This is a genomic window from Delftia sp. BGA-UO-ETr-SB1 (genome assembly GCF_059567865.1).
In genome coordinates this window covers 955,481-974,984 of the sequence record NZ_JCAQOW010000005.1, presented here as the reverse complement: position 1 = coordinate 974,984, position 19,504 = coordinate 955,481, and the positions used below count along the sequence as shown (strand labels likewise).

The 19,504-nt window shown below is 67.1% G+C and carries 14 protein-coding genes; 4 read left to right on the top strand and 10 right to left on the bottom strand.

What is annotated here, in order from left to right:
* The first annotated feature begins 12 nt into the window (after positions 1–12).
* Complete coding sequence (locus AC57B5_RS14585; RefSeq protein WP_496399806.1) at positions 13–915, top strand: carbohydrate kinase family protein; 903 nt, start codon at positions 13–15, stop codon at positions 913–915.
* 97 nt (positions 916–1,012) lie between these two features.
* On the opposite strand, the gene AC57B5_RS14580 is transcribed toward AC57B5_RS14585, so the two are convergent.
* The 10 genes from AC57B5_RS14580 to AC57B5_RS14535 all read right to left on the bottom strand — a co-directional run bounded on the left by AC57B5_RS14580 (position 1,013) and on the right by AC57B5_RS14535 (position 16,724).
* Positions 1,013–1,879, bottom strand: a complete 867-nt coding sequence (locus AC57B5_RS14580) for a hypothetical protein (RefSeq protein ID WP_496399805.1) — start codon at positions 1,877–1,879, stop codon at positions 1,013–1,015.
* A 177-nt stretch (positions 1,880–2,056) separates the two neighbouring features.
* Complete coding sequence (locus AC57B5_RS14575; protein ID WP_012203430.1) at positions 2,057–3,148, bottom strand: ribonucleotide-diphosphate reductase subunit beta; 1,092 nt, start codon at positions 3,146–3,148, stop codon at positions 2,057–2,059.
* A 206-nt stretch (positions 3,149–3,354) separates the two neighbouring features.
* Positions 3,355–6,276 (bottom strand): ribonucleoside-diphosphate reductase subunit alpha, encoded by a 2,922-nt coding sequence (locus AC57B5_RS14570; RefSeq protein WP_065346125.1) that lies wholly within the window; start codon positions 6,274–6,276, stop codon positions 3,355–3,357.
* A 529-nt stretch (positions 6,277–6,805) separates the two neighbouring features.
* Positions 6,806–7,441, bottom strand: a complete 636-nt coding sequence (gene ampD, locus AC57B5_RS14565; protein WP_496399804.1) for a 1,6-anhydro-N-acetylmuramyl-L-alanine amidase AmpD — start codon at positions 7,439–7,441, stop codon at positions 6,806–6,808.
* Positions 7,428–8,984, bottom strand: a complete 1,557-nt coding sequence (locus AC57B5_RS14560) for a sigma-54-dependent transcriptional regulator (protein ID WP_496399803.1) — start codon at positions 8,982–8,984, stop codon at positions 7,428–7,430. The genes ampD and AC57B5_RS14560 overlap by 14 nt, the downstream gene beginning before the upstream one ends.
* Positions 8,984–10,747, bottom strand: a complete 1,764-nt coding sequence (locus tag AC57B5_RS14555) for a sensor histidine kinase (RefSeq protein ID WP_063327208.1) — start codon at positions 10,745–10,747, stop codon at positions 8,984–8,986. Before AC57B5_RS14555 ends, AC57B5_RS14560 begins: the two co-directional genes overlap by 1 nt.
* A 2-nt stretch (positions 10,748–10,749) precedes the next feature.
* Complete coding sequence (locus AC57B5_RS14550; RefSeq protein WP_447916701.1) at positions 10,750–11,010, bottom strand: PP0621 family protein; 261 nt, start codon at positions 11,008–11,010, stop codon at positions 10,750–10,752.
* On the bottom strand, positions 11,007–11,822 hold the full coding sequence (locus AC57B5_RS14545; RefSeq protein ID WP_012203436.1) for a cytochrome C assembly family protein: 816 nt from the start codon (positions 11,820–11,822) through the stop codon (positions 11,007–11,009). Before AC57B5_RS14545 ends, AC57B5_RS14550 begins: the two co-directional genes overlap by 4 nt.
* 83 nt (positions 11,823–11,905) lie before the next feature.
* A complete protein-coding gene (locus AC57B5_RS14540) occupies positions 11,906–12,832 on the bottom strand; it encodes a GGDEF domain-containing response regulator (RefSeq protein ID WP_012203437.1) in 927 nt (308 codons plus the stop codon).
* The gene (locus tag AC57B5_RS14535; protein WP_496399802.1) at positions 12,825–16,724 is read right to left on the bottom strand and encodes a response regulator; all 3,900 of its coding nucleotides are present in this window, start codon (positions 16,722–16,724) and stop codon (positions 12,825–12,827) included. Before AC57B5_RS14535 ends, AC57B5_RS14540 begins: the two co-directional genes overlap by 8 nt.
* Positions 16,725–16,981: 257 nt before the next feature.
* On the opposite strand from AC57B5_RS14535, the gene ffh reads away from it, so the two are divergent.
* From ffh to AC57B5_RS14520, 3 genes are all read left to right on the top strand, one after another.
* The gene (ffh, locus tag AC57B5_RS14530; RefSeq protein ID WP_012203439.1) at positions 16,982–18,376 is read left to right on the top strand and encodes a signal recognition particle protein; all 1,395 of its coding nucleotides are present in this window, start codon (positions 16,982–16,984) and stop codon (positions 18,374–18,376) included.
* A gap of 106 nt (positions 18,377–18,482) precedes the next feature.
* Positions 18,483–19,037 (top strand): C40 family peptidase, encoded by a 555-nt coding sequence (locus AC57B5_RS14525; protein WP_034390530.1) that lies wholly within the window; start codon positions 18,483–18,485, stop codon positions 19,035–19,037.
* Between the two features lie 62 nt (positions 19,038–19,099).
* Positions 19,100–19,504 carry a helix-turn-helix domain-containing protein gene (locus AC57B5_RS14520; protein WP_012203441.1) on the top strand — a complete coding sequence of 135 codons (405 nt, stop codon included), beginning with the start codon at positions 19,100–19,102 and terminating at the stop codon, positions 19,502–19,504.

The following is a 19,504-nucleotide window of genomic DNA, read 5'->3' as shown; positions in this document are numbered from 1 at the left end:
CCGAGACACACCATGGCCGCTCTCATCTGCGGATCGCTTGCGTTCGACAACATCATGACCTTCGAGGGAAGGTTTGCCGACCAGATCCTGCCTGACCAGTTGCACATCCTCAATGTGTCCTTCCTGGTGCCCACGCTGCGCCGCGATTTCGGCGGCTGCGCGGGCAACATCGCCTACGCCCTGCGCTTGCTGGGCGGTGATGCCTGGCCCATGGCCATGGTGGGCAGCGACGGCGCCGACTATGTGCAGCGCCTCGACGAACTGGGCGTGCAGACCGCGCACATCGGCCAGCTGCAGGACACGCACACGGCCCAGTGCATGATCATGACGGACCGTGACAACAACCAGATCACGGCCTTCCACCCGGGCGCCATGATGCAGGCCCACGGCAACCGCATCACGCCAGAGCTCAAGGAGCAGGTGCGCGTGGGCATCATTGCGCCCGATGGCCGCCAGGCCATGCTCGAGCATGCCCAGCAGTTCAAGGCGGCCGGCATTCCCTTTGTGTTCGATCCAGGTCAGGGCCTGCCCATGTTCGATGGACAGGAGCTGCGCAGCTTCATCGAGCAGGCTGACTGGGTGGCCGTGAACGACTACGAGGCCCGCATGCTCAGCGAGCGCACGGGCTGGAGCCTGGAGCAGATTTCCGGGCAGGTGCAAGGCCTGGTGGTGACGCTGGGGGCAGAGGGCTGCGAGGTCTGGGTGCAAGGCGCCAAGACCCTGGTGGCGCCGGTGCAGCCCACCGCCGTGGTCGATCCCACGGGATGTGGTGACGCATGGCGTGGCGCCATGCTGTTCGGCCTGGAGCGTGGCTGGGACCTGGTGCGTTGCGCCGAACTGGGCAACCGCCTGGGTGCGCTCAAGATTGCCAGCCGTGGCCCGCAGAACTACGTGCTGGACTTCGCCCAGCCCTGAAGCCGGGATCACCGGCCGGCGGTGCAGCCGCCGGCTTCACAATGAAAAAAGCCCGACTCCAAAGAGCCGGGCTTTTTGCTTTGAGACCGGAAAAGTCTCAGGGCTTGTTGCCTGTGGGGAAGGGCCATGCGGCTTGGGGAGCCAGGCGGGTTTGCGCGATGGGCGCGGGTGCGGCAGCGGGAGCTGCAGGCGCGGCAGCGGCGGGAGCTGCTGCGGCCTTCTTGGGGGCAGCGGCCTTCTTCGGGGCTGCAGCCTTCTTGGCGGGAGCGGCAGGAGCTGCTGCGGCCTTGGCGGGCGCTGCGGCAGGCTTGGCAGCTGCAGCGGGCTTCTTGGCAGCAGCAGGAGCGGCAGCCTTCTTGGCGGGAGCCGCGGCCTTCTTCGCGGCAGGTGCAGCAGCCTTTGTGGCAGCGGGAGCAGCGGCCTTCTTGGCAGGAGCAGCGGCCTTCTTTGCGGCAGGTGCAGCAGCCTTCTTGGCGGGAGCGGCAGCCTTCTTTGCAGCAGGAGCAGCAGCCTTCTTGGCGGGAGCGGCAGCCTTCTTTGCAGCAGGAGCAGCAGCCTTCTTGGCAGGAGCGGCGGCCTTCTTTGCAGCAGGAGCAGCAGCCTTCTTGGCGGGAGCGGCAGCCTTCTTCGCAGCAGGAGCAGCAGCCTTCTTGGCGGGAGCGGCAGCCTTCTTCGCAGCAGGAGCAGCAGCCTTCTTGGCAGGAGCGGCAGCCTTCTTCGCAGCAGGAGCAGCAGCCTTCTTGGCAGGAGCGGCAGCCTTCTTTGCAGCAGGTGCAGCGGCCTTCTTGGCAGCAGGAGCTGCAGCCTTCTTCACAGCAGGGGCAGCAGCCTTCTTGACGGGTGCTGCCTTGGCAGTGGCCGTGGTTTTCTTCACGGTTTCAGCCTTGGGAGCAGCCGCCTTTTTGGCAGTGGTCTTCTTGTCGGTGGGGGCCTTGGTGGAGGCCGTCTTCTTCGCAGTTGCCATCATCTTCTCCTTCGTTGATTTGCACAAAACACTTCGGGGTACGGGGCTCCGAAGCGATCCAAAGCGATGTGGAGTGACGCATCGCAATGAACACGGAGACGCCCCACGCCGCAACACCATCGGTATTGCAAAAGCGTGAAGCGCGTCATGGTTCGCATTGTGCCTGCAGAGAAGCGATTAATCCCAGGAAAGTGCGCCGCCGGTTTGATACTCGATGACGCGTGTCTCAAAGAAGTTACGTTCCTTCTTCAAATCGATCATCTCGCTCATCCAGGGGAACGGGTTTTCCTCGTTGGGGAACAGGGCCTCAAGGCCGATCTGCGTGGCGCGGCGGTTGGCGATGTAGCGCAGGTAGCCCTTGAACATCGATGCGTTCATTCCGAGCACGCCGCGCGGCATGGTGTCCTCTGCGTAGCGGTATTCCAGCTCGACGGCCTTGACGAAAAGCGCCGTGATTTCTTCCTTGAATTCGGGTGTCCACAGCTGTGGATTTTCGAGCTTGAGCTGGTTGATCAGGTCGATGCCGAAGTTGCAGTGCATGGACTCGTCGCGCAGGATGTATTGGTACTGCTCGGCGGCGCCGGTCATCTTGTTCTGGCGGCCCAGCGCAAGGATCTGCGTGAAGCCCACGTAGAAGAACAGGCCCTCCATCAGGCAGGCGAAAACGATCAGCGACTTGAGCAGGGTCTGGTCGGTTTCGAAGGTGCCGGTCTTGAAGGCGGGGTCCATGATCGCTTCGATGAAGGGGATCAGGAATTCGTCCTTGTCGCGGATGGAGGGGACTTCGAGATAGGCGTTGAAGATCTCGCCCTCATCCAGGCCCAGCGACTCCACGATGTACTGGTAGGCGTGGGTGTGGATGGCTTCCTCGAAGGCCTGGCGCAGCAGGAACTGGCGGCACTCGGGCGCCGTGATGTGGCGGTAGGTGCCCAGCACGATGTTGTTGGCGGCCAGCGAATCGGCCGTCACGAAGAAACCCAGGTTGCGCTTGATGATGCGGCGCTCGTCCTCGGTCAGACCGTTGGGGTCCTTCCACAGGGCGATGTCGCGGTTCATGTTCACTTCCTGCGGCATCCAGTGGTTGGCGCAGGTGGCCAGGTACTTTTCCCAGGCCCACTTGTACTTGAACGGCACCAGCTGATTGACGTCGGTCTTGGCATTGATGATGCGCTTGTCGGCGGCATTCACGCGCTTGTGTGTGGTGCTCGGCGCAGCCTCCGCGCCGCTGGGCGTGTTCGAGAGGGTGGCGTCGTCGTCAAAGGTCAGCATTGCAAATTTCTCCGGCATGCCCTGGGGCATATGTTCAGTTCATTCGGTGCGAAAGAGTCCTCTCTTTCTGCTCCGGTCAATGTAGGACCATGGGTGGCCTGGCGTGTTGAGCAGGCCCAAGGTCCATGGCGAAGATCCTGCGCATGGCGCTGGCTGGCGGGCAGGGCGCGGGGCCTGCGCCGTGGCGAGGCCCCGCGCTGCGCGGCTTACTGGCAGGCTTCGCAGCCGGGATCGTCGATGGCGCAGAACTTGATGTCCGTCGCCGGTGCCTGGGCGCGCGCGGCGGCTGCCGCGGCTTCCAGGGCGCTGGAGGTGTTCACGGCGGCAGGCTGTGCGGCGGCGGCCGAGGGCACGGCGTTGAGCACGCGGCTTTGCACCGTGGACTTCTCGATGTTGGTGGCGCTGGTGGTGCGCAGGTAGTAGGTGGTCTTCAGACCGCGCAGCCAGGCCAGCTTGTAGGTGTCGTCCAGCTTCTTGCCCGATGCACCGGCCATGTAGATGTTCAGGCTCTGGGCCTGGTCGATCCACTTCTGGCGGCGCGCAGCGGCCTCGACCAGCCAGGTGGGCTCGACCTCGAAGGCGGTGGCGTACAGGCTCTTGACGTCCTGGGGCACGCGGTCGATGGGGCGCAGCGAGCCGTCGAAGTGCTTGAGGTCCATGACCATCACGTCGTCCCACAGGCCCAGGCGCTTCAGGTCACGCACCAGGTACTGGTTGATGACGGTGAACTCGCCGGACAGGTTGGACTTGACCGACAGGTTGCCGAACGAGGGCTCGATGGAGGCATCGACGCCGACGATGTTGGAGATGGTCGCCGTAGGCGCGATGGCCACGCAGTTGGAGTTGCGCATGCCGTGCTGGCCGATCTTGGCGCGCAGGGCATCCCAGTCCAGGCGCGAGGAGCGGTCCACTTCCACATAGCCGCCGCGTGCCTTCTCCAGCAGGTTCAGCGTGTCCAGCGGCAGGATGCCCTGGTCCCACAGCGAGCCCTTGTAGCTGGAGTACTGGCCGCGTTCCTTGGCCAGCTCGGTGGAGGCCCAGTAGGCGTAGTAGCAGATGGCTTCCATCGACTGGTCGGCGAACTCGACGGCCGCGTCGCTGGCGTAGGCGATGCGCATTTCATAGAGCGCATCCTGGAAGCCCATCAGGCCCAGGCCCACGGGGCGGTGGCGCAGGTTGGAGTCCTTGGCCTTCTGCACGGCGTAGTAGTTGATGTCGATCACGTTGTCCAGCATGCGCATGGCCGTGGTGATGGTCTTGCGCAGCTTGCCGTGGTCGATGGCGCCATCGACGATGTGGCGCGCCAGGTTGACCGAGCCCAGGTTGCAGACGGCGGTCTCGGTGTCGCTGGTGTTCAGCGTGATCTCGGTGCACAGGTTGGACGAGTGCACCACGCCGGCGTGCTGCTGGGGCGAGCGCACGTTGCAGGGGTCCTTGAAGGTGACCCAGGGGTGGCCGGTCTCGAACAGCATGGACAGCATCTTGCGCCACAGGTCCATGGCCGGGATGCGCTTGAACAGCTTGAGTTCGCCGTTGTCGGCCTTGGTTTCGTAGGCCGTGTAGGCGTGCTCGAAGGCGGCGCCGAAGAGGTCGTGCAGGTCGCCGACATCGGAGGGCGAGAACAGGGTCCAGTGGCCCTTTTCCATGACGCGCTTCATGAACAGGTCGGGAATCCAGTTCGCCGTGTTCATGTCGTGCGTGCGGCGGCGGTCGTCGCCGGTGTTCTTGCGCAGTTCGAGGAATTCCTCGATGTCCAGGTGCCAGGTCTCCAGGTAGGTGCAGACGGCGCCCTTGCGCTTGCCGCCCTGGTTCACGGCCACGGCCGTGTCGTTGACCACCTTGAGGAAGGGCACCACGCCCTGCGACTCGCCGTTCGTGCCCTTGATGCGCGAACCCAGGGCGCGCACGCGCGTCCAGTCGTTGCCCAGGCCGCCGGCGAACTTGGACAGCAGGGCGTTTTCCTTGATGGACTCATAGATGCCGTCCAGATCGTCGGGCACCGTGGTCAGGTAGCAGGAAGACAGCTGCGAGCGCAGCGTGCCGCTGTTGAACAGCGTGGGCGTGCTGCTCATGAAGTCGAAGGACGACAGCAGCTCGTAGAACTCGATGGCGCGTGCATTGCGGTCCTCTTCCTGCAGCGCCAGGCCCATGGCCACGCGCATGAAGAAGGACTGGGGCAGCTCGATGCGCGTCTTGCGCACGTGCAGGAAGTAGCGGTCGTACAGGGTCTGCAGGCCCAGGTAGTCGAACTGCTCGTCGCGCTCGGCCTTGATGGCGGCAGCCAGGCGGGGCAGGTCGTAGTTCAGCAGCTCGGGGTTGAGCAGCTCGTTGTCCACGCCCTTGCGGATGAAGCCGGGGAAGTACTCTGCGTAGGCCGCCTGGATGTCGGCCGGGTGCACGTCACGGCCCATGACCTCGCGCACGATCGTGTGCAGCAGCAGGCGGGCGGTGACGTAGGTGTAGTCGGGGTCTTTCTCGATCAGCGTGCGGGCGGCCAGGATGGAGGCCTTGAAGACTTCTTCGATCGGCACGCCGTCGTACAGGTTGCGCAGCGTCTCGGCGACGATGGGGGCGGCCTGGATATCGGCGTTGAGGTTGCGGCAGGACGCCTCGATCAGCGCCAGCAGGCGGGCCTGGTCCAGCGGCACGCGCTGGCCGTTGTCGGTCACATGCAGCACGGGCGCCGGTGCGGCGGCGGCAACCGCTGCGGCCTCGGCGGCCTTCTTTTGCTCGGCACGTTCCTGGTTGCGGCGGTCGCGGTACAGCACGTAGGCGCGCGCCACGTCGTGGTGGCCGCCGCGCATCAGGCCCAGTTCGACCTGGTCCTGCACATCTTCAATATGGAAGGTGCCGCCGCCCGGACGCGAGCGCAGCAGTGCGCGAACCACGGCCTGGGTCAGCTCGTCCACGGTCTCGCGCACGCTGGCGGAGGCCGCGCCCTGGGCGCCGCGCACGGCCAGGAAGGCCTTGGTCAGAGCGACGGCGATCTTTTGCGGCGTGAAGGGCACCACATCGCCGCTGCGGCGGATGATCTGGTAGCCGTCCTGCACGGACAGGTGATGGGCGGAGGAAGGATTGGCAGCATCACCGTGCGCAGCGGGAGCCAAAGAATTCAGTGCTTCTTGCATGAGTTTCCTCAACGGGTGTTTGTGGATGGAACGGACGCGGACCTGCACTTGGGGCAGGCTTGCTGGGAGATGGAATCGGGGTCGGATGTACACACCGTTTTCACAGGGTGTGCACAGCTTGTGAACACTAGATATGGTGTCCAGCGTGCTTCTGGGCACTACCTGTAGTGTATCGCCGTCTCATGTACACGGGGTACTCACGGCCGGAAAACCGCTGTTTGCGCTGCGCCAAACGGGTGCGCAACCTACAAGCCAATAGCAGCAAAGGCCCGCTGCGCCGTGGCTTGCGGGCGATGGTCCGCCGCAAGCCGCTGCAGCCTTGGCCCTGCGCCGGTCGGACCGCTGAAAGCCCCATGGACAGTGGGGCTGCGACACATGCGTGAATTTGTAAAAAATGATCAGGCAGCCGCTGCATGCGCCGGGCGCGCCACATCGGTTGCTTTCTGGATTGACAGACCCTTTGTCCTCTGCCTGTGGACAAGCGGGATTTTGCGCAAGACCTGGCGGTGCCTGCGATGAGGGTGTGCGCTTACGTGGAGGGCTGGCCCGCGCCCGGTGGCAGCTGCCAGTTCGCCGTGGCGGGGTGATGGGCCAGCAGCCCGCGCAGCCGGTGCCAGTCGAAGCCTGCGCCCGGATCGCATTTGCGGCCCGGCGCGATGTGCTCATGGCCTGCGAGATGGGCCACGGGGTAGCGGGCCGCGATGGCGTTGCACAGGGCATCGAGCGCCGCGTACTGGGCCGGCTCGAACCGCAGGCCCTCCAGGCCTTCAAGCTCTATGCCGATGGAGTCGTCGTTGCAGCGGTCGCGGCCCCGCCAGCAGGAAGCGCCTGCATGCCAGGCGCGCGCATCGCAATCCACAAACTGCCAGACCTCGCCCTGGCGCGTGATGAAGAAATGCGCCGACACCTCCAGGCCGCGTATCCCCTGGTAGTAAGGATGGGCGTCCCAGTCGAGCTGGTTGGTGAACAGTTGCTGGACCGCACCCGTGCCGTACTCGCCGGGGGGCAGGCTGATGGAGTGCACGACGACCAGATCGACCAGCGCCTGGGCCGGGCGCTCGCCAAAGTTGGGCGAGGGCAGGTGGCGGGCCTGCTGCAGCCAGCCGCCTTGCCAGGTCCAGGCCGGGGCATGGGTGGCTTGCGCCTGTGGATCAGGACTCGCCATGGCCGCCTCCGTCCGCCTCGGCGCTGGCATCGCCGGGCAGGGCGATGTTCAGCCGGTCGATGCGGTAGCGGATCTGGCGCAGGCTCAGGCCCAGGCGCGCGGCGGTGGCCGTGCGGTTGAAGCCGTTTTCCTGCAGCGCCTGCACCAGGATGCCGCGCTCGCGCTCGTCCAGCCAGGCCTGCAGGTCACGGGGCAGGTCGGCATCGGCTGGCTCTGGCGATAGCGGGCCGCCTGGCGGCAGGGGGCGTGAAGGCGAGAGCGAAGGAGAGGGCGAGGCGGATGCAGGCGGGGTGGGCGGTGCAGGCGGTGCGGGCGGCGTGCCGCAGGGCAGCTGCATCTCGGGATCTATGCGCAGCGGCCCGTCCTCGCCCAGCGTGATGGCGCGGTGCAGCAGGTTCTCCAGTTCACGCACATTGCCGGGCAGGGGCAGGCGGGCGATCTGCTGCACAGAGCGCTCGTCGATCTCGGGCATGGGCAGGCCGGATTCCTGCGACAGCCGTGCCAGCAGGGCGCGGCACAGGGCAGGCAGGTCTTCGCGGCGCTCGCGCAGCGGGGGCAGCAGTACCTCGATGACATTGAGGCGGTAGTACAGGTCCTGCCGGAAGCGCCCCTGCTGCACATCGGCAGCCAGGTCGCGGTGGGTGGCGCTGACGATGCGTACATCGGCCGCTTCCTCCTGTGCGGAGCCCAGGGGGCGCACGCGGCGCTCCTGGATGGCGCGCAGCAGCTTGGCCTGCATGGCCAGGGGCAGGTCGCCGATCTCGTCCAGAAACAAGGTGCCGCCGCGCGCAGCCTGGAAGTAGCCGTCGCGGTCCTGGGTGGCGCCGGTATAGGAGCCCTTGCGCGCGCCGAAGAACTCGGCTTCCAGCAGGTTTTCGGGAATTGCGCCGCAGTTCACGGCCACCATGGGGCCATGGGCGCGCTGGCTGCAGGCATGCAGCGCGCGGGCCACCAGCTCCTTGCCTGTGCCTGACTCGCCATGCACCAGCACCGGCGCCATGCCGCGCGCCACCTTGGCAATGCGCTGCTTGACGGCCTGCATGGCGGGCGACTCGCCGACCATGGCGTCCAGTGCGCCGCTGCCGTTGAGCACCGGGCTGGCGGCGGGAGCGGCCGAAGGGCTGCGCGCCGGCATCACGCCCGGGGCCGGCACACCGCCCACGCCCTGGGCGGCCGAGGCCACGACCAGGCGGAACTGCTTGAGGTCCACGGGCTTGGTCAGGTAGTCGAAGGCGCCTGAGCGCAGGGCCTCGACGGCGTTCTCGGCGGAGCCGTAGGCCGTCATGACCACGCAGCGCTCGCGTCGCTGCTGGCTGCGCAGGTCCTGCAGCAGCTCCATGCCCATGCCGTCGGGCAGGCGCATGTCGGTGATGACCACGTCGAAGCGCTGGGTCTGCAGCTGCTCGCGCGCCTCGCCCACGCTGGCGGCGGTTTCCACGCGGTAGCCTTCGCGCAGAAGGGTCAGTTCATAGAGGGTGCGCAGATCCGGCTCGTCGTCCACGACAAGGATCGATGCGGCAGCGGGCAGGGAGTTCAAAGGCATCACACCACAATCTGATCAAACAGGGAGGCCGGCAGGGCCGAGGCCGGGCCGGCACGGAACACGATGCTGAAGGCATTGCCCTCGACAGGGCCGTGCGGCGTGGGCCGCGACAGCCTCTGGTAGCTGATGCTGGCATCGTAGCGCTGGCACAGCTCGCGGCAGATATACAGGCCCAGGCCGCTGGAGCGGCTTTCCGAAGAGAAGAAGGGCTCGAACAGATGGCGTTGCACCGTGGGCTCCAGCGCGGCGCCGTCGCTCCAGACCTGTAGCCAGATCTGGCCGCCGGCCGGCGCGCCGGTCAGCACCTGCAGTGTGTGTGGCTCGTGGGCGTTGCTGCGGTAGCGCCGGGCGTTGTCCAGCAGGTTCACCAGGATGCGGCGCAGATGCTCGCCATCGAACACCACGGTCTTGTCCCTGGCGTCCAGCAGGAGCTGGATGCTGTGCGCGGGCTGGCCCTGGGCCTGCCATTCCTGGCAAACCTGGGCCACATGCTGGTCCAGGGCCAGCAGACCGGCATGCGCCTCGCCAATGTGCTGCTGGGCCCGGGCGATGTTGAGTACGTCCTCGACGATGCGTGCCAGGCGCTCGGCATTCTGGCCCACGATGCGGCACAGCTGCTGCTGGGCCGGGTCCTGCGCCAGATCCTCGGCCAGCAGGGCATTGGCCTGGGTGATGGCGGCCAGCGGATTGCGGATCTCGTGGGCCACGGCGGCCGACATGCGGCCCATGGAGGCCAGCTTTTCCGTGCGCAGCCGCGCCTCCATCTCGCGCAGATCATGCAAAAAGACCACGCACAGCTGCTGCAGCAGCGCGGGCTCGGCCGCGTCGGCGGCGTCGGATGGGGTGGCGACTTCGGTCAGCCAGGTGCGCAGGTGCAGGCCCGTCATGCCTTCCTGGCCGATGGACTGCAGATGGATGGCGGCCGAGATGGGCAGGTTCTGGGCAAAGCTCTGGGCCACGGCGTCCTGCAGCCGCTGCCAGCCGGAATGCTCCTTGAGGGCGAAGGGCAGGGCATGCGCGTCGGCCAGCCCCAGCAGGTGCAGTGCGGCCGGGTTGGCCTGCTGCACGCGGAACTGGGGATCGACCACCAGCACGCCTTCGCCCAGGTGGCGGATCACCAGGGCATTGACCTGTTCCTGCGTCTGGGCCTTGCGGCTGCTGTGCTGGGCCAGGTGGCGCTCGCGCCGCACGCGGCGTGCCAGTTCGTGCGTCAGATAGGCCACCGCGAAATAGCCTGCGCAGGCAAAGCTGGCCTGGTAGTAGGCCTGGGTGCTTTCTATGCGGCCAGCCACGTCCTGCCATGCCACCCAGCCCAGGGTCAGCAGCGTGACGCTGGCGGTGGTGGCCAGGGCCAGCGTCAGATTGCCCAGCACGGCCGAGATCAGGATGGGAATGGCCAGCAGGGCCGAGTAGTTCAGCGGCCCGGTCTGCAGCATCTGCAGCAGGCAGATGACCGCGATGTCCACGCCGATCACGGGCAGCCAGTGCACGCCGGCGCGGGGCGAGGGCGGCTGCGCGCGTGCCGTCAGCCGCAGCAGCAGCGTCAGCCCCAGGTAGCCCAGGCAGACCAGCCAGACCAGGGAATTGCCGCCGGGCTGCACGCTGAGCAGCGCCAGCTGCAGCAGCAAAAGCGCAGTGGCGATGAGCACGCGGCCGGTCAGGAAGCCCTGCCATAGCCGGACAAAGGGGGCGTTGGCGTCGTGCGGCGACTGCGCCGCGGCCTCGTCGATGGTGGGTGGCTGGGGGGGGACCGCGTCCTGCATGCTCAGCGCCGTTGCGCCAGGGTGCGGTGCTCTGCGCTGCAGTAGCTGCGGCCGGCCGCTTCGATGGCCTCGCTGCGCGGCAGGTGCAGGCCGCAGTGCGCGCATTCGACCATGTCCTGCGGTGCCGCCAGCGGCGCATTGGCCGGGTTGGCCGGATTGCGCGGCGCAGCGGCCTGGCGCCGCTCGTGGGCCTCGGCACGGCGCTGGCTGCGCCAGACGCCGACGGCAATGATGATGACGATCAGGACCAGCAGGTACTTCATGTGGTGCGCTCCAGCAGCACTTCCATGACGAAGCGCGATCCCGCATAGGCCAGCAGCAGCAGCAGGGCGCCTGCATAGAGCATGCGCACGGCGCTGCGGCCACGCCAGCCAAAGCGCGCACGGCCGATCAGCAGCACGGCAAAGGTCAGCCACGACAGCAGCGAGAACACAGACTTGTGGTTCCAGACCCAGGCCTTGCCATAGAGCTGTTCGCCGAACAGCCAGCCTGCGGCCAGCGTGGCCGTGAGCAGCACAAAGCCTGCGGACACGAAGCGGAAGGTCAGGCGCTCCAGCGTGAGAAGCGGCAGGCCGCTGTCATGGCCACCGCCGCCCAGCCGCATGTGCTGCTCGGCGCGTGTCATCAGCGAGGCGTGGACCACGGCGGCCGCGAACAGTCCGTAGGAGGCAATGCCCAGTGCCAGGTGCAGCGGCAGCCAGGGCGAGGCGTTGACATGCAGGGGCGTTCCCGGAAACAGCGCGGCCATGAGCACGGCGGCCGTGCCCAGCGCGGACAGCGCCAGCTGCGCGCGCATCTTGGGGAACAGCTGCTGCTCGACGCCATAGACGGTGAGCACCAGCCAGGCCGTCATGGACAGGGCCGGTGCAAAGCCGAAGTGAGGCTGCTCCCCGAGCAGGCCCCAGGCCAGGGCCAGGGCGTGGAGCACCCAGGCCAGGCGCAGGGCAATGCGGGCGCCGGCCTGGCTGATGCGTCGGGCGCCGGCGGCTGGCACGGCATAGGCCACGGCTGCGGCAAGCGCCAGCATCCAGCCCAGGGGCGATACGTTGGCGGAAATCAGGGGGACGGAGAGCATCGTTCAATGATAGCTGTGGCTTTCCCGCCGCCGGTTGTGCAGGCTCAGAATCCGGGTGCCATGCCGTGGTTCGGCGCGCATTTTCAGGGCTCCACGGCTGCCTCGATGCGATTGCGCCCCTGGGCCTTGGCCTGGTAGAGCAGGCCGTCCGCCTTCTGCAGCCAGGTTTCCAAAGGCGCGGCAGACGGCTGCCGTACGGTGAGTACGCCGCAGCTGACGGTGAGCTGCGGCGCCGTGGGAGAGGCGGCGTGGGCGATGGACAGGCGCAGCACTTCCTGGCGGAAATGCTCGGCCATGGCCGGGGCGTCGCTTTCGCCGGGGAGGATGAGCGCGAATTCCTCGCCGCCAAAGCGCGCGGCCAGGTCGTAGGGCCGGCGCGCATGGCGCTGCAGCGTGGCAGCCACGGCCTTGAGCGCCTCGTCCCCCTGCACATGGCCATAGCAGTCGTTGTATTGCTTGAAGTGGTCTATATCAATGAGAGCCAGGCCCACGGGCTCGCCGGTGCGCAGGCTGCGGCGGTAGGCGCGCTCCAGCACGTCGTCGAAGTGGCGCCGGTTGGCCAGGCCGGTCAGCCCGTCCACCATGGCCAGGCGCTCCAGGGCCTGGCGCTGCAGGGCCAGCCGGATCTGGTTGCGCACGCGCACCTCGACCACGGCGGGGCGTATGGGCTTGGAGACATAGTCGGCCGCGCCCAGGCGCAGGCCATATTCCTCGGCCTCGGCATTGCTCTGTCCGGTGATGAAGATGACGGCGATATGGGCGGTGCGCTCCTGCGCGCGCAGCGCACCCAGCACCTCGTAGCCGTTCATGCCGGGCATGGCCAGGTCCAGAAGGATCAGCTGCAGGCGGTGGGCTTCGCGGTGGGCGATCACCAGGGCGCCAGGGCCGTCCTTGGCCAGCAGCACTCGGTAGTGGGGGCTCAGCAGCTCGGCCAGCATGCTGCGGTTCAGCCGCTCGTCGTCCACGATGAGGACCGTGGGCAGCTCCGACCCGGTCAGGGCGTCAAGCATCTGCAGCTCCCTGTAGGGCCATCCGGTTCGCGGCCATGCTCCGCGCCAGCTGATCGAGCGCCTGCAGCGCCGCCTCGGTTTCCAGGGACTCGGTGCAGCGCTGGATGCGCTGCAGCACGGACGCATGTCGCCCGCTGGCCAGGGGCCGCAGCCGTTCCAGTTCGGCCACGGCGGCATAGTCGCTGTCGGCAATCTGCAGCCGCAGCCGAGCCAGCGTGGATGAGACTTCTTCTGCGGTCATCGGCTGCCGCTGCCGCGAGGGCGCAGCGCTGGACACCGTGGCCAGGGGTGGCAAGGCCGCCTGCCTGGACCGCACGGCGATTTCCGCCAGCAGGCCCTGCAGTCCATCGGCCAGCGCCTGGACCAGGGATGGCAGATCACCGCTGGGCCGGGCATTCCCGCCATTGCCGTCGCCTGACAGGCAGGCATGCGCGCCGGTCTCGGCCATGGCTGACCATTGCTCCAGCAGGTTCGCGCCCAGGTAGCCCAGGCTGCCCTTGAAGGTATGCGCCAACGACGCCACGGTTGCCCAGTTGCCGCTGCGCGCGGCGCGGCGCAGCTGTTGCGGCGCATCGGCAAAGTCCTGGGCAAAGCCTTCGATCGCATGCTGCATGCGCGGCGATTGGCTGGCAAGGCGTTGCCGCAGCTGCACAGGATCCCAGGCCGGGGCAGGGGTTGGCGGCGTGGGCCGGGAGGGCGGGGCCGGCGCAGGCGCTGCCGTTGTCGGGGGGGCTGCGCGCAGGCAGCGCTGCAGCGTCTCGTACAGCAGCACATCGTCAACGGGTTTGGTCAGATGGGCATTCATGCCTGCGGCCTCGATCCGGGCGCGCTCCTCGACATAGGCCTGTGCAGTCAGCGCGATCACCGGAAGATGCCGCAGCGCGCTGCGCGTGCGCAGGGCGCGCGTGACACTGAGGCCGTCCATGCCGGGCATGTGCACGTCCATGAGCACGGCATCGAAAGGCTGACTGTCGAGCAGCTGCAGCGCCTGCAGACCGTCTTGCGCAGTCTGTACCGATATGCCGGCCTGCTCCAGCAGCTCGGTGGCCACCTCGCGGTTGAGCACGTTGTCATCCACCACCAGCACCCTGCGCCCAGGCAGGTCGGGGTAGCGCTGCTGTGGCGACGGGCCGGCCGCCGGGTCTTCGGGCTGGGTCGATTCCGGGTCCCGCAGCGCCTCCCGGATGCAGGACCTCAGTGCCGATGCGGTCAGGGGCTTGATCAGCAGGCCTCGCAGGCCCCGCAGGCCCAGCTGCGCGGCACGCAGCTGCACTTCGTCGCGCCCGAAGGCCGTGACCATGAGCGCAGCCGGGGTCTTGACCAGGTCCTGTCGCTCGCGCATGCGGCGTGCCAGCTCCAGTCCGTCCATGCCGGGCATGCGCCAGTCCAGCAGGGCCAGGCCATAGGGGGATTCCTGGCGTGCGGCCTCTTGAAGCATGCGCAGCGCCTGCATGCCGTCCGCCGCCGTATCGCAGCGCATGCCCAGTCTGCGCACCATGGCAGCCAGCGCCTCGCGCGCGCTGGCGTTGTCATCGACGATGAGAACGCCGGTGCTGCCCAGGTTGTCGTGGCCGTCCGGCAGCGCATCCGTGGCAAGCCGGACCTTGGCCTTGAAGCGGAAGTCGCTGCCCTGGCCGGGCTGGCTGCACACGCCGATCTCGCCGCCCATGAGCTGCACCAGCCTGTGGCAGATGGCCAGGCCCAGGCCGGTGCCGCCGTGGCGGCGCGTGGTCTGGATGTCGGCCTGGGTGAAGGGCTGGAACAGCCGCTCGGCCCGCGATGCATCCAGGCCTATGCCGGTGTCGCGCACGCTCACGCACAGGTGGTGCAGGGGCGCTGCCGTGGTGCCCGCATCGGCATCCGCAGGCGCGTTCACCGGTGGCGGCTCCAGATGCAGGGAGATCACCACCTCGCCATGCTCGGTGAACTTGATGGCGTTGCCGACCAGGTTGGTCAGCACCTGGCCCAGGCGCATTGGGTCGCCGCGCAAACGGGGCGGCAGCTGCGGGTCCAGCGCATAGACCACTTCCAACCCCTTTTCCTCTGCGCGCAGCGCCGTGGAGGCCGTCACGGTCTCCAGCACATCGTCAAGGGCGAAGTCCACTTCCTCCAGCGCCAGCATGCCCGCTTCTATCTTGGAGAAATCGAGGATGTCGTTGATCACGGCCAGCAGGGCGCTGGCCGAGCGCTCCACCTTCTCCAGGTAGCCGCGCTGGCGCGATGTCAGCGCGGTCTGCTGCACCAGGCGCGTCATGCCGATGACGGTATTCATGGGTGTGCGGATTTCGTGGCTCATGATGGCCAGGAAATCCGATTTGGCGCGTTCGGCCGCTTCGGCGGCTTCCTTGGCCTGATGCAGCGCCTGCTCGGCCTCGCGCTCGCGGGTGATGTCCAGCATGATGCCGTCCCAGACCATGCCCTCCTGACAGCGCCGGGGGGCCGAGCGGCAGCGCAGCCAGCGGATCTCTCCGTCGGGCTTGAGCACGCGAAAGCGGCAATCGAAGACCCGCAGCGTATCGATCGAGCGTTGCATCATCCTCTGGTAGAGCGGCAGATCCTCGGGATGGATGGCATTCAGGTAGACCTGCCGATCGGCCATGATGGCGTGGGCCGGCACGCCGATCAGGTTCTCTATGCCGGCGCTGATGTAGCTGAGCCGCAGTTGCGTCAAGCCGCCTTCCAGGCGGTAGATGGCGCCGCTGGGCAGGTTGTCGGCCAGGGCTTCGAGGCGCATGCGTGCGTCCTCGCGTTCGGACAGGTCCTGCAGCGTGCCGCTGAGCGCGACGATGCGGCCTTGCTCGTCGCGCAGGGCCCGGCCCATGAGGCGGGCAGCGAACTGCCGGCCGTCCGGGCAGCGCTGGACCACATCGATGCTGTAGGACTGGCCGGTGCTGATGCACAGATCCACGGCAGCGGTGAGCCGGGCAAGATCCTGCGGCCCGAGCATGGCGCGCAGGGCATGGCGCGTCAGTGGCGGACCCTGGGGGTCCAGGCCGTTCATCACATACATCATCTCCGAGGCCTGAAAGTGCCCGGTGTCCAGTTCCCATGTCCAGCTGCCCAGGCGCGCCAGCTGTTCGGCCTGGCGCAGCACGTCGTAGCTTTTTTGCAGCTGGGACTCGGTCTGGCGCATGAGGGTGATGTCGCGCGCAATGCCCAGCACGCCCACGGTCCGGCCCTCGGCATCGCGATAGGGAATCTTGGTGGACTGGAAGATGCGGCGCTGCCCGTCGACCAGCAGATGATCGTCCATCACCACGGGCGCATCGCTGTCCAGCACCCGGCGGTCGCTGTCGGTGAAGCTGCTGTCGGAGAAAAGCTCCTGGTCGGTCTTGCCCACGATGTCTTCGGGCGCGCGTCCGGCAAAGCGGGCTGTGGCGGGGTTGGCGAAGGTGTAGCGGCCCTGCCGGTCCTTGGCGAAGACCAGGTCGGGCGTCTCGCGCATCACGGTCTCCAGCAGGCGCGTCGAGTCCTGCCACGGCCAGGTGCGGTTTTGCAGGTGCGGCTCAAGCTGCGCATTGGGCTGGCCGATCGGCTCGTCCTGGCCGGTGCGCTCGCTGAGGTCGTGCCAGGTAGTGAAGAAAAGCCGCCTGCCCGACAGTGACAGGCAATGGACATGGATCTCGGCGGGCAAGCTGCTGCCATCGCGGCGGATCAGCCGGCCTCGCAGACGGGCCTGGCTGTCCACGACCATTTCCCGCCAGAAATCACGCGGCCGTCCATCCAGGTCCAGCCATACGTCCATGATGCCCAGCCCCAGCATGGCGGCCTTGTGATGGCCCAGGCTGGCGCAGGCCTGGGCATTGGCATCGAGCAGGCCGCCCTGCTCGTCAAACAGAAGAAACCCGTCGGGCACACGGTCCAGGAACTGGCGATACGGCGTATCAGGCATGAAGACTCCCAGGCGGTAGCAAGCCAGCATTGCGGAATGTGATAGCCATAAACTATGGAAACATTGCGCATGTTACTGCTGGCCGATGCCTGCCGTGGGGCACGGAAGGCCGGTACTTACCCCGGCAGGGGCAGCGGGTAGAATCATCGGGATCTGCAGGGTCCGTGCCGCGACCCGGCCCCACTTGGCCACCTGGCCCCGGCTGGCTCGCTGCAGCACACCTTTTCCTTTCCGACGACTCCAGTTCCTCCCCGCTTATGGCCTCCGCTCTGACCGACAAACTTTCGCGACTCGTCAAGGAGATGCGCGGCCAGGCCCGCATCACCGAATCCAACGTGCAGGACATGCTGCGCGAAGTGCGCATGGCCCTGCTCGAGGCCGACGTGGCTCTGCCCGTGGTGCGCGACTTCGTTGCGCGCGTCAAGGAAAAGGCGCTGGGCCAGGAGGTGCTGGGCTCGCTACAGCCGGGCCAGCTGCTGGTGTCCATCGTCAACAAGGAACTCGCCGCCACCATGGGCGAGGGCGTGGCCGACATCAACCTCAACGCCCAGCCGCCGGCCGTCATCCTGATGGCCGGCCTGCAGGGCGCCGGCAAGACCACGACCACGGCCAAGCTGGCCAAGCACCTGATCGAGCGGCGCAAGAAGAAGGTGCTCACCGTGTCGGGCGACGTGTACCGCCCCGCCGCCATCGAGCAGCTCAAGACCGTGACCGCCCAGGCCGGTGCCGAGTGGTTCCCCTCCACGCCCGACCAGAAACCCCACGACATCGCCGTGGCCGCGCTTGACTACGCCAAGCGCCACTTCTTTGACGTTCTGCTGGTCGATACGGCCGGCCGCCTGGCCATCGACGAGCTGCTGATGGCCGAGATCAAGGATCTGCACGCCACGCTCAAGCCGGTCGAGACCCTGTTCGTCGTCGATGCCATGCAGGGCCAGGATGCGATCAACACGGCCAAGGCCTTCAAGGAAGCGCTGCCCCTGACCGGCATCGTGCTGACCAAGCTCGACGGCGACTCGCGCGGTGGCGCGGCGCTGTCGGTGCGACAGATCACGGGCGCCCCCATCAAATTCGCCGGCGTGTCCGAGAAGATCGACGGCCTGGAGGTGTTCGACGCCGACCGCCACGCGCAGCGCGTGCTGGGCATGGGCGACATCGTGGCCCTGGTCGAGCAGGTCACCAAGGGCGTGGACATGGAGGCCGCGCAGAAGCTGGCCGAGAAGGTCAAGAGCGGCGACGGCTTCGACCTCAACGACTTCCTGGCCCAGATCCAGCAGATGAAGCAGATGGGCGGCCTGTCCAACCTCATGGACAAGCTGCCGGCCCAGCTCACGGCCAAGGCCGGCCAGGTGGACATGGACAAGGCCGAGCGCGAGATCCGCCGCAAGGAAGGCATCATCTGCTCCATGACCGCCAAGGAGCGCAAGAAGCCCGAGATCATCAAGGCCACGCGCAAGAAGCGCATTGCCGACGGCGCGGGCGTGCAGGTCCAGGAAGTCAACCGCCTGCTCAAGGAGTTCGAGCAGATGCAGGAGATGATGAAGAAGATGAAGGGCGGCGGCCTCATGAAGATGATGAAGCGCATGGGCGGCATGAAGGCCATGAAGGGAATGATGGGCGGTGGCGGCGGCATGCCCAAGCTCCCGTTCTGATGGGCACCGCCTGAGCCGCCGGGCCGCGCGCTCTTTCCCGCCAAGCCGCAGCGCAGCCTGCGGCTTTTCTTTTGGCCGCGAGGGCTTTGTGAGAACATGCAGCGCCATGAAGGCTGGTGTTTCGACTTCTCTTGCGGTGTCTCCGGTGACCGGGGCGCGGCTCTCGCGCCGTGACTGGGGTCTGCTGGCGGCCGCCGTGCTGCTGGCTGGCTGCTCGTCCGCACCACGCAAAGGCTCGGGCCCGGCGCCGGTGCCTTCGCCGCAGGCGCTCAATCTGGACGGCGAATTGCGCGAGGCGCTGCTGGCGCGCACCATGCTTGTGGTCAACACGCCCTATACCTATGGCGGCAATTCGCCCGAAGGCGGTTTCGACTGCAGCGGCCTGATCCAGTGGGCCGTGGGCGGCATCACCGAAAACCGCCTGCCGCGCACCACGGCGCAGTGGGCGCAGTTCAGCAATCCCGTGGGCAGCCGCAGCCTGCAGCGCGGCGACTTCGTGTTCTTCAACACCCTGGGCTCGCGATATTCGCACATGGGCATCTTTGTCGGCAACGGCCAGTTCGTGCATGCACCGTCCAGCGGCGGCACGGTGCAGCGCGTGCGCATGGACAACATCTATTTCGCCAAGCGCTTCACCGAGGCGCGCAGCATCTTCGCCTGAACGCTGGCCGGGCGACGGGCTGATGATTCAATCAAGATTCCAGGGAAATCCAGGGTGTCGGAATGCGTAACAAGCTCGAATTCGCACTGCGCCTGCGCCAGGCCATCGAGGCTGCGGGACTGGAGCCCCGGCCCAGCGTGCTTCTGAAGCTGTTCAATTCCAGTTACTGGGGGCCGCCGATCTCATTCCAGGCGGTCTCGCGCTGGCTGAACGGCGAGGCCGTTCCCGAGCAGGACAAGCTGGTGCTGCTGGCGGGTTTGCTCGAGGTCGAGCCCGATGTGTTGCGCTATGGCGAGTCGGCCCACCGGTCCCCGCCGTCCCTGCCGTCGCCGCTCGAATGCCAGGAGCCGGGCGTGGGCTATCTCGAACGAGAAACCTTCGATGCCTTTCTGAAGCTGCCCGCGCCTCAGCGCCAGGTGGTGCGGGAGGTGATCCTCACCTTCGCCAAGGTGCATGGCGAAGGCTGA

Excerpts from the sequence above, each read along its gene's own strand:
- AC57B5_RS14525 (WP_034390530.1), top strand. The coding sequence starts at position 18,483 with ATGAAGGCTGGTGTTTCGACTTCTCTTGCGGTGTCTCCGGTGACCGGG.
- AC57B5_RS14560 (WP_496399803.1), bottom strand. The coding sequence starts at position 8,984 with ATGCCTTTGAACTCCCTGCCCGCTGCCGCATCGATCCTTGTCGTGGAC.
- ampD (WP_496399804.1), bottom strand. The coding sequence starts at position 7,441 with ATGGCGAGTCCTGATCCACAGGCGCAAGCCACCCATGCCCCGGCCTGG.
- AC57B5_RS14550 (WP_447916701.1), bottom strand. The coding sequence starts at position 11,010 with ATGAAGTACCTGCTGGTCCTGATCGTCATCATCATTGCCGTCGGCGTC.
- ffh (WP_012203439.1), top strand. The coding sequence starts at position 16,982 with ATGGCCTCCGCTCTGACCGACAAACTTTCGCGACTCGTCAAGGAGATG.
- AC57B5_RS14575 (WP_012203430.1), bottom strand. The coding sequence starts at position 3,148 with ATGCTGACCTTTGACGACGACGCCACCCTCTCGAACACGCCCAGCGGC.
- AC57B5_RS14520 (WP_012203441.1), top strand. The coding sequence starts at position 19,100 with ATGCGTAACAAGCTCGAATTCGCACTGCGCCTGCGCCAGGCCATCGAG.
- AC57B5_RS14570 (WP_065346125.1), bottom strand. The coding sequence starts at position 6,276 with ATGCAAGAAGCACTGAATTCTTTGGCTCCCGCTGCGCACGGTGATGCT.
- AC57B5_RS14540 (WP_012203437.1), bottom strand. The coding sequence starts at position 12,832 with ATGCTTGACGCCCTGACCGGGTCGGAGCTGCCCACGGTCCTCATCGTG.
- AC57B5_RS14555 (WP_063327208.1), bottom strand. The coding sequence starts at position 10,747 with ATGCAGGACGCGGTCCCCCCCCAGCCACCCACCATCGACGAGGCCGCG.
- AC57B5_RS14585 (WP_496399806.1), top strand. The coding sequence starts at position 13 with ATGGCCGCTCTCATCTGCGGATCGCTTGCGTTCGACAACATCATGACC.
- AC57B5_RS14535 (WP_496399802.1), bottom strand. The coding sequence starts at position 16,724 with ATGCCTGATACGCCGTATCGCCAGTTCCTGGACCGTGTGCCCGACGGG.
- AC57B5_RS14545 (WP_012203436.1), bottom strand. The coding sequence starts at position 11,822 with ATGCTCTCCGTCCCCCTGATTTCCGCCAACGTATCGCCCCTGGGCTGG.
- AC57B5_RS14580 (WP_496399805.1), bottom strand. The coding sequence starts at position 1,879 with ATGGCAACTGCGAAGAAGACGGCCTCCACCAAGGCCCCCACCGACAAG.